Origin of the sequence: Psychrobacter sp., assembly GCF_030457785.1 — a bacterium.
In the GTDB taxonomy this organism is placed as follows: domain Bacteria; phylum Pseudomonadota; class Gammaproteobacteria; order Pseudomonadales; family Moraxellaceae; genus Psychrobacter.
On the sequence record NZ_JAKDUI010000113.1, the window covers coordinates 1 to 8493 of the forward strand.

The following is an 8493-nucleotide window of genomic DNA, read 5'->3' on the forward strand; positions in this document are numbered from 1 at the left end:
AGAGTAAGGCGTTGCTTATTTTTTTCAATGGTTCCTCAATTCTATACAGCCCCTATAATGATAAACGTTTTTATTACAATAAAGAGTGAGTGAGGAGAATTGGGACAGAATAATGGAGAGTAGTCATTATTGATGCCTCTCTGGTACGCTATGACAGCGAACCAGAGAGGCAGTCAAAGAAAGGCTAAGGCGTGTCTTCAACTAAATTGATTATCATTGTTAGGATGAGGACATGGCATAGAGCGATGCCCTACAAAGTTAAGAAGAAGGTTGAATATCCAGCTCAAACGTCCATGATGACGGAGTGTAAGATGTGCTATCTGGATAGTTAATCTCAGTAAGACGTACGCGTGCATAACTATTGCCTTCAGCAGATCTGATGAGCGCACCTTGAGCCGTGTCTATAGGCTTAGCGCTTAGCTGATGAGTCATGCCATTGTAGGTGTACCAACCATAGTCTAGATTTGGATAGCTACCAGTATATGCAGGGTTGAGATCTGACCCTTTACTGTCAACCACCCAGCTACTGGCGCTCGTTGGCGTGTCGTAATCGGCGGTATTGGTGAGGTTGCTTAGAGTGGCAGCACTACCATCGGTAGTAAATTTACTGACAACAGGCTCCTCTTCATCAGCACCTTCTTGAGTCGTATAGTAGCCTGCTGGTGTAGCGGCTAGGTAACCACCAACTGAACTGTCGCCAGAATCACCACCGTTTAATATTACATTATTACGGTTAAAGCCAATATGCCAAGTGCTGTCGTCATCAGTACTGCTTTGTCCAGTAGCTAGATCAAAATATACCCAGTCTTCATGATTTGAAGCGTCGATAGTTTTTGTTTGAGCAGTGTTCGGTAGAGCGGTGTCAATCCAGCGAATGGTTGGGTGACCAGAGGTACCTGCATCGTCATAATAGTTGGTTATCTGTACCGCATAGATAGGCTGCTGAACGCTGCTATCGGTCATGTCACTGCTATTATCCGTGGTGATGAGGTAGACGCGATTGTTAGGGAACAACTGGTGGTTATCTTGTAGGTTGTACTCAAACCAAGGCTCTTCATCAAAAATACCGCCACTACGATCTTCATTGTAATGTGAGGTGATGTCGCGACTTGAATCAGGATCTAAGGTTGCATTTGTATAACGACTGAGATCAGCCCAGTCGAGAAGACCAAAGACACCACCGTCACCGTCGCCAGAGTCGCCACTATTTGACCAAAGTTTTACCGAGCGTGCTTGGTTATCAAATTTAAGATCCCATGAGTCTTCATCACATGAGCTTTCTGCCTGTGTATCAAAGTCATAACAAGTAGCCGTATCAGGCGTTAAGTTTGTGACTTGCCAAGTAGCCGATTCACTAAAGGTAGCCGTATTTACTGGTGTGCCATCGTTACCACCATTGTCACTACTCGAGCTACCACTATCACTACCACAGCCGATAAGAGCCAGTGACAAGATGCTGGTGGTTGTGATCAACGGTAAGGTCTTTAATGACATAAATTTTCGCTTGGTATTTAGTGTTTGGGCAGTATGGCTCATATTCTTTTCCTTAATGGTTGGGTGTGTGACTTGAAAGGTTTTGGATATCTACACTGGGTGTATTACTGATTATAATTTGGTCAATGAAGTCGTATTGTTTTGCTAAGCATTTCAGTTACTAAGTATTACTATCGACTAGGTATTACCAGCGATAACTGGCACCAAGCAGCCACTCGCGATTATCTATAGGGCGATAGTCACTGATATCTGTGATATCGCGTTGCACATCAAAAATATTATTGATCGCTGCATAAACGTTGAAACGCTCGGTGGCGTTGTAATTAATTTTGCTGTCAAGTGTCCACCAGGAAGGCGAGTAGGCTTCATCGCTGGTCGTAACCAGTTGCTCCGATTCATAATTGAGGCGAGGGATAAGCTGTAATTTGTCACTGAGTTGATAGTCTAGTGCTAACATCACCTTGTGATTTGGCTTATAAGTCAGTTCGGTATCGGTGACATTGTTATGCGTATGTAGGTATGCGTAGTTGGCTTGTAGGTTGACGTCATCGTCGATCTGCCAATCAAGCCCAATATCACCGCCATAGGTTTGGGCACTATCGACATTCATAAACTCATAGATAGCAATATTGCCTTCAAATCTAGCGTTATTCTCATCTGTCTGGATTAAGTTGTCTATATCGTTATAAAAGCCGTTAATAGTCAGGTTAATGGCGTCACTAAGCTGACCTTGATAGCCAACTTGATAGCTGGTAGAAGTTTCAGGTTGCAAGTCAGGGTTACCCATGACCTTATATCCTAGATTACTGTGATCAAAAACGTAGTAGCGCTCTCTTAGGTTGGGCACTCGGTAACCACCACCGATACTGGTACGAAAAATATGATCACGGCCGCTAGCATCTAAATGATTATATTTAAGCGATACCTTTGGCGCGGTGTGACCACCAAAATCTTGATCATTTTGATAGCGTATACCGCTCAATACTTCCCAGTTTTCGCCAATGAGCCAATCATCTTGGATATACAAATCCGCGACATCACGGCTGACATCATCGGTTATAAGTTCGCTCACTTGATTTTTAGTTTGGCTTAAGTTGTCTTGCTGAACCTGTCCACCTACTTGTATAAGATGGGTATGTTTATCGGATAATACTAAGTCTGGAAGGTCGAGCTGGGCTTGTGCCAGCGTCGTGCTGATGTTTGTGTTACGGGCGCTGGTAATGGCTTGTTGAGTACTCGTAATAGAGTCGCTTTCATACTCTTCATGCAATGCCTGTGCAGATACTCTATAGACTTTACGACGGTCGTCGGCATGTAGCGTGATTTGAGTATTCCCACCGATGCTTAAGCGTTGCTTTGTGATGGACTCTTCTCTTTGTTGTTCTAGGTAGCGCGGTGCAACATAGTAATTAAAGCGACTGACATCCTCTTCGTTATAGTGGCTAGCTTCCAGCCAATACTGGGTCTCATTGAACAAACGGTCATCATTATTTTTTAATCTATCACTCCCTTCAGGGCGGTAGCTGAGACGGGTGTTGATCTGATATTGTTCACTGGCATCCTTTAATCTGGGCCATGCATCGTGATCTAAGCTCAAACCATCGTTATCAAGGTAGGATCCCGATAGACGAGCGTGAAAACGCTGTTCTTTATCTAATGCTCCTTCGATACTGGCTTCCACGTAACGTTTGTTGGCATCGATTGTGTTGCCAGAGGGGTTTTGCTCACCGTTGGTCGCCACCTCGGTAGTGATATGTCCTGTTGCGCTATCAATGGGTTTGGTAATGATGTTGATGACACCACCCATTGCGGCACTACCAAATTGCGCTGATGCTGCCCCTTGAACCACTTCTATCTGTTCAATGTCCATATTCATATATTGGTTCAAATTAACGGTTGAGCCAGTGCTTGCTGTAATAGGTAAGCCATCGATGAGTACCAGTACTTGATCTCCTGTGAATCCTTGCATACTGACTTCGTAACCTGTCTTACCGTGTACCTCTCGCAAGTAGATACTAGGTAGCAATGCTAAGGCTTCTTTTAGGGTGTGAGCATGATTTTCTTCTAGCTCTTGGCGGCTAATTACTTTTAAGGGTACGGGTGCATCACTCAATGCTCGCTCTGAGCGAGTGGCAGTTACCACGATAGGGTCTAACTGTGTACTAGGCGTGCCAGTATCGTTGTTTATCTCGCTCTCGTACTCAGGTTCAGTGCCGTTTTGGATAGCTGCTTGAGCGGAAATGGGTGATATTACCGATAACGCCATAGCCACACTAATGGCCAGCGGGCGACGACGCAGCAAGGATACTTGTGTCTGTGACTCTGCAGGTGTCAAGGGTAAATAAAGCGCTAAAATTGACATAAATGAAACAGCCATCTTAAAGAAGTAAGCAAAAAAGTTATTCAAGGGTAGTTGCGAGCGAAAAAAGGCTGATGTCGTTTTTTTATCGTCCTGCTAATAGCGAAAAAGCCTTCAGCGAATATCCCTTGGTGTTTGTTACACAATTGGTGATTATCAGTAACGAAGTATGACTATATTATTTCAAATGATAACGATTATCAATATTTAAATGAGAATTATTAGTGTTTACAAATTAGAAAAATATCGCCATAATATTTTTATCGAATATAACAGCGGCAAAATAACAAGTGAAGGATGGCGTATATCGACATGGTGGATACTATCTTTCCGTTACGTTCACTCGTGCATAGCATTGGCGTTTTGCTTTGATGATGCGTGAGCGTATTACTCAGAATTTTTGCTAAAAATTAAATATATCAATGCCTTATCGCTCACATTGTTAGACTTTTTAATCGATTTTTTTGGAGATTACAGTGACTCAAGTTTTATCGTTAATTGAGAAAAATACTGCGTTATGGGAGCGTTACCAAGCCTTGAAAGCAGAAAACCCAATGTTGTTCCCTACAGAGGGCGCAGCAGCTTTAGAAGTAAGTGAGTTTGAACTCATGCTAGCGTCACCTTATAGCCAATATATAGGTGAGGAGTATAGAGAAGTATTAAAGCAGTTCGAAAGCTTTGGCAAGGTTGAAAGCATTGTGAGAAATGAGCTGGCAGTACATGAAAAAACAGCGCTATATCACAACCTTAAACTTGGCGAAAAAATGGGATTGGCACTTAATGTAGGTGGTTTTGATTTGCGGTTCTTTATGTGGCAATGGAAACATATGCTGGCCGTCAGTGATACCAGCCGCGAGGACAAACCCTCCTATAGTGTTCAGTTTTATAGCGCTGAAGGTACGGCTATTGAAAAGGTGTATTTAAGAGACTTGAGCGATGAGAACTTTGCTAACTGGCAAGCGATGATTCAGACACAGTCGCAGGCAGTCAGTGCTGGTGAGTTGACGCTAGATGCTCAGCAACCACCAAGCGAATGGCGTTACAAATCCTTGGGTGAAGAAGATCGTGAGCAGCTAAAAAATGGCTGGCAGGCTATGACAGACGTTCATCAATTTCATGGCTTGCTGAAAAAGCTTAATATTGATCGTGCGAGCAGCTATCGTCAAGCCCCTGAGCAGATGACGCAACAGCTTGATATCGAGGCAGTCGAAGCAGTATTTGAAAAGGCGCGCGATGCTCAGTGTCCAATTATGATATTTGTCGGAAATATTGGTCTGATACAGATTCAGACGGGCACAGTTCAGACGATCAAGCGTATGGGCGATTGGTTTAATATTTTAGATAAAAAACATAATGACTTTACGCTGCATCTAAAAGACAAAGCATTGGCCCAGTTGTGGTGCGTCAAACGCCCAACCAAAGACGGTATCGTCACTTGTATAGAAGGCTTTGATAGTTATGGCGCTAGTATTTTTAGTGTCTTTGGACAACGAGTAGAAGGCACGAAAGAGCTTGGCGAGTGGCAAAAGATAACGGAGGAGGTTATCGATGCACATCCGTATGCAGAAGTGACTGAACCGCCCACAGGCGTTTCAGTTTAGCCAGTAGCAGTCACAACAACGCCAATAATCTTTAAGCACTAAATAGCGTTATTTTTATGAATAACACGCTCTAATGCAAAATATACAAATATAAAACCATAGGAATGTGTATGTCCACCCACTTATCAAAACAACCATCTAATCAGAGAGTCAAAACAATATTAAAGAGTTTAGGTCGGAAAAAATCCACAAACCTAAATACTAAATCTGCCAGTCGAACGATGGTTACCACTGTCATGATGGGTGCTTTGATTGTGCCATTCTCAGTGCAAGCCAATGAACGTATCGTCGTGATGAGTCCGGATGTTGCAGATGTTGTGGTGGCGCTAGGGGCTACCAGTAAATTAGTTGGAAAAGATGCAACCAATAGTAATCCAGCGTTAAAGAATGTTCCAGCAGTAGGTATGCACCGTAATATCACCGCTGAGTCAGTTTTAGCCGTCAAGCCAGACTTGGTTCTGGGAAGCTATATGGTACAACCTACGAGTATCTATCAACGTCTAAACAGTTTGAATGTGAAAGCAGTCAATGTCGCGCCTAAAGAAGACGTCAACACGTTCGCCAATAGTATAAAAACCATCGGAAATTATGTCGATAAGACATCTCAAAGTACAAGACTGTCCAATAACTGGCGTCAAGGAATGAGCCCGATGATGAAGACTGGCAAGCGTTATTTGTTAAGCTATGACGGTCGTATCGTGGCTGGAAAAGGCACGGTAGGCGATGAGTTGATACGCCGTGCTGGTGGCGTTAACGCTGCCGATGTCTCAGGGTTAAAACCGTTGTCACGTGAAGGCTGGTTGGCTGCTAAGCCTGATGTCATTATCATTGCCGATCATAACCAAGCAGTCGTTGGTGATGTTGCTAGGTTTAGTCAGCGCCCAGAGGTTGCCGCCAGTGCAGCCGGTAAAAATGGTGACGTGTATTTTTGGCCAGCCAATGACTTTTTACGTTATGGGCTTAACTCACCAAGTGTTTTGGGAAAGCTAAATTCGGTAGCAAAATAGCCTAAGTGAATATTTCGGATAACTGATTACAACCAATTGAACGATATCTTACATGTCAAATACCGTCACTGCCTCTATTCCAATACAAACCAAGCAATATAAAAAATATCTTTATTATATTTCAGCTGTTGCCGCCTCTTTATTTTTGATTTGGATAGGGCTGGGTATAGGGTTTGGTGAATGGTCAAACCCCAACCATCTTGATGAGACTATCTGGCAACTACGTTATCCACGGGTGATGACGGCATTATTGGTTGGTATGGCATTATCAGTTAGTGGTGCAGCGTTACAGGCATTATTTGAAAACCCTTTAGCAGACCCTAGTCTAATCGGTACGTCAGGTGGCGCAGCACTTGGCGTCGTATTGGTATTAGCATTAGGGTTTGGTGGTATCGGTATTCCTTTAGCGGCTTTTACTGGTAGCGTGATCGTATGTTTATTCATACTGGCTTGTCATCGATTTTTGGGTGGTGGGCAAATGGGGCTCTTGATCCTAGGGTTTGTTATCAGTGCTTTTTGTGCGGCAGTCGTCAGTTTGATTTTATTTATGTCTGACGACATGGTGCTTCGTTCAGCGACCAACTGGCTGTCTGGTAGCATGGCTGAGGCAGGATTTGTACCACTGCGCTACTCGATAATATCCATGATATTGGGATTGGTTATTATATTGCCTTTAGGTCGTCAGTTGGATGGTTTGATGCTTGGCGAAGCAGCTGCTAAGTCTTTAGGAATAAAGGTCGGAGTGGTGCGCTGTATGGTGGTTATTGCCTCGGCACTATTGACGGGTGCAGCGGTATCATTAGCAGGAGTTATTGGTTTTATTGGTATGATGGTGCCAAACCTGTTGGCCATATTATTTGGCGGTGGTCGGATGCGTCTGATGATTTGGTCAGGCTGGCTTGGGGCGATATTATTACTGGTCATCGATGGTACAGCGAGACACGTAGCCTATCCTATCGATGTGCCTGTCGGTATCGTATTAGCGTTACTCGGTGGTCCTTTCTTTATTTGGCTGTTTGTACGTAGTAGCCGCCGTTAAGTCAATAAGGTTTTTATGCTAAGCTCATTATTTAATATCACATCAAAAGCATCTTCAGGAAACCGTAAAAACGGCTTAAAGAATCGTGGTACAGACGAGCTACTATCGATGCGGGATATTCATATCTCGCACGGTGATAAAACCTTGTTAAAGGTAGACAAGTTAACAGTGCCACAGCAAAAGCTGGTTTGTTTTATTGGACCAAATGGAGCTGGTAAAAGCACGTTGTTGCATACCGTATTGGGGCAACACACAGGAACAGCGCTCAAAGCAGATGGATATATAACCATTCAGGGTATGTCTATCAATGACGTCATGACGCATGGTCTTATTTCGTGGGTTGGGCAACATGAACGTTTCGAGTTGCCATTAACGGTGCTTGACTATGCGTTGCTAGGAGTGTCACCCAATATCGCATGGTATCAACGACCAAGTAATCAACACATTGCGCGTGCAAAAGAATTGTTGCTGGACTTTGAGTTACTAGATTTATTAGATGCTCGAGTGCAAACGCTTTCAGGTGGCGAAAAACAGCGCTTGGCCATTGCACGTGCGTTGATGCAAGACACCGAAATTATGCTGTTTGATGAGCCAACTAATCATCTTGATATCCGCCATCAGCGTTTTTTGCTCAATTACCTACATGAGTTGGTGTGGAAGAAAGGCAAAAGCATCATTGTTGTTTTACATGATTTGACGCATGCACATCGCTATACAGATGAGGTGGTTTTATTAAATGGTGGGCAAGTGCTTGCCCAAGGGTCGCCTCAGGAGGTGATGACAAGCCAGCAACTTAGCGAAGTTTATAATGTTAAAATTAAAGCACACCAAACAGAAGATGGTGTGGTGTTTGTATGAACGTAGCCACTTACAGTTACCTACTAAAAGTCATTTATTAAAAGTCGTTTATTGAAAGCCACCTAGTGAAATGATCTATTCTAACCCCAGTTCGGGATAAGCCACATTGTAACTCATTGATACTATTTACAATGT

6 protein-coding genes are annotated in these 8493 nt (G+C 43.4%); 4 read left to right on the top strand and 2 right to left on the bottom strand.

Going from position 1 to position 8493, the window contains the following annotated elements:
- Positions 1–258: 258 nt before the first annotated feature.
- Positions 259–1536 carry an HmuY family protein gene (locus L0J61_RS06790; RefSeq protein WP_301465573.1) on the bottom strand — a complete coding sequence of 426 codons (1278 nt, stop codon included), beginning with the start codon at positions 1534–1536 and terminating at the stop codon, positions 259–261.
- 142 nt (positions 1537–1678) lie between these two features.
- Entirely contained in the window at positions 1679–3856 is a 2178-nt protein-coding gene (locus tag L0J61_RS06795; protein ID WP_301465574.1) for a TonB-dependent siderophore receptor, read from the bottom strand.
- Positions 3857–4329: 473 nt separating this feature from the next.
- On the opposite strand from L0J61_RS06795, the gene L0J61_RS06800 reads away from it, so the two are divergent.
- The 4 genes from L0J61_RS06800 to L0J61_RS06815 all read left to right on the top strand — a co-directional run bounded on the left by L0J61_RS06800 (position 4330) and on the right by L0J61_RS06815 (position 8358).
- On the top strand, positions 4330–5454 hold the full coding sequence (locus L0J61_RS06800) for a ChuX/HutX family heme-like substrate-binding protein (RefSeq protein ID WP_301465575.1): 1125 nt from the start codon (positions 4330–4332) through the stop codon (positions 5452–5454).
- Positions 5455–5564: 110 nt separating this feature from the next.
- On the top strand, positions 5565–6461 hold the full coding sequence (locus L0J61_RS06805; RefSeq protein ID WP_301465576.1) for a hemin ABC transporter substrate-binding protein: 897 nt from the start codon (positions 5565–5567) through the stop codon (positions 6459–6461).
- A 52-nt stretch (positions 6462–6513) separates the two neighbouring features.
- Positions 6514–7500, top strand: a complete 987-nt coding sequence (locus tag L0J61_RS06810; protein WP_301465577.1) for an iron ABC transporter permease — start codon at positions 6514–6516, stop codon at positions 7498–7500.
- Between the two features lie 15 nt (positions 7501–7515).
- The gene (locus tag L0J61_RS06815; protein ID WP_301465578.1) at positions 7516–8358 is read left to right on the top strand and encodes an ABC transporter ATP-binding protein; all 843 of its coding nucleotides are present in this window, start codon (positions 7516–7518) and stop codon (positions 8356–8358) included.
- Positions 8359–8493 lie beyond the last annotated feature (135 nt).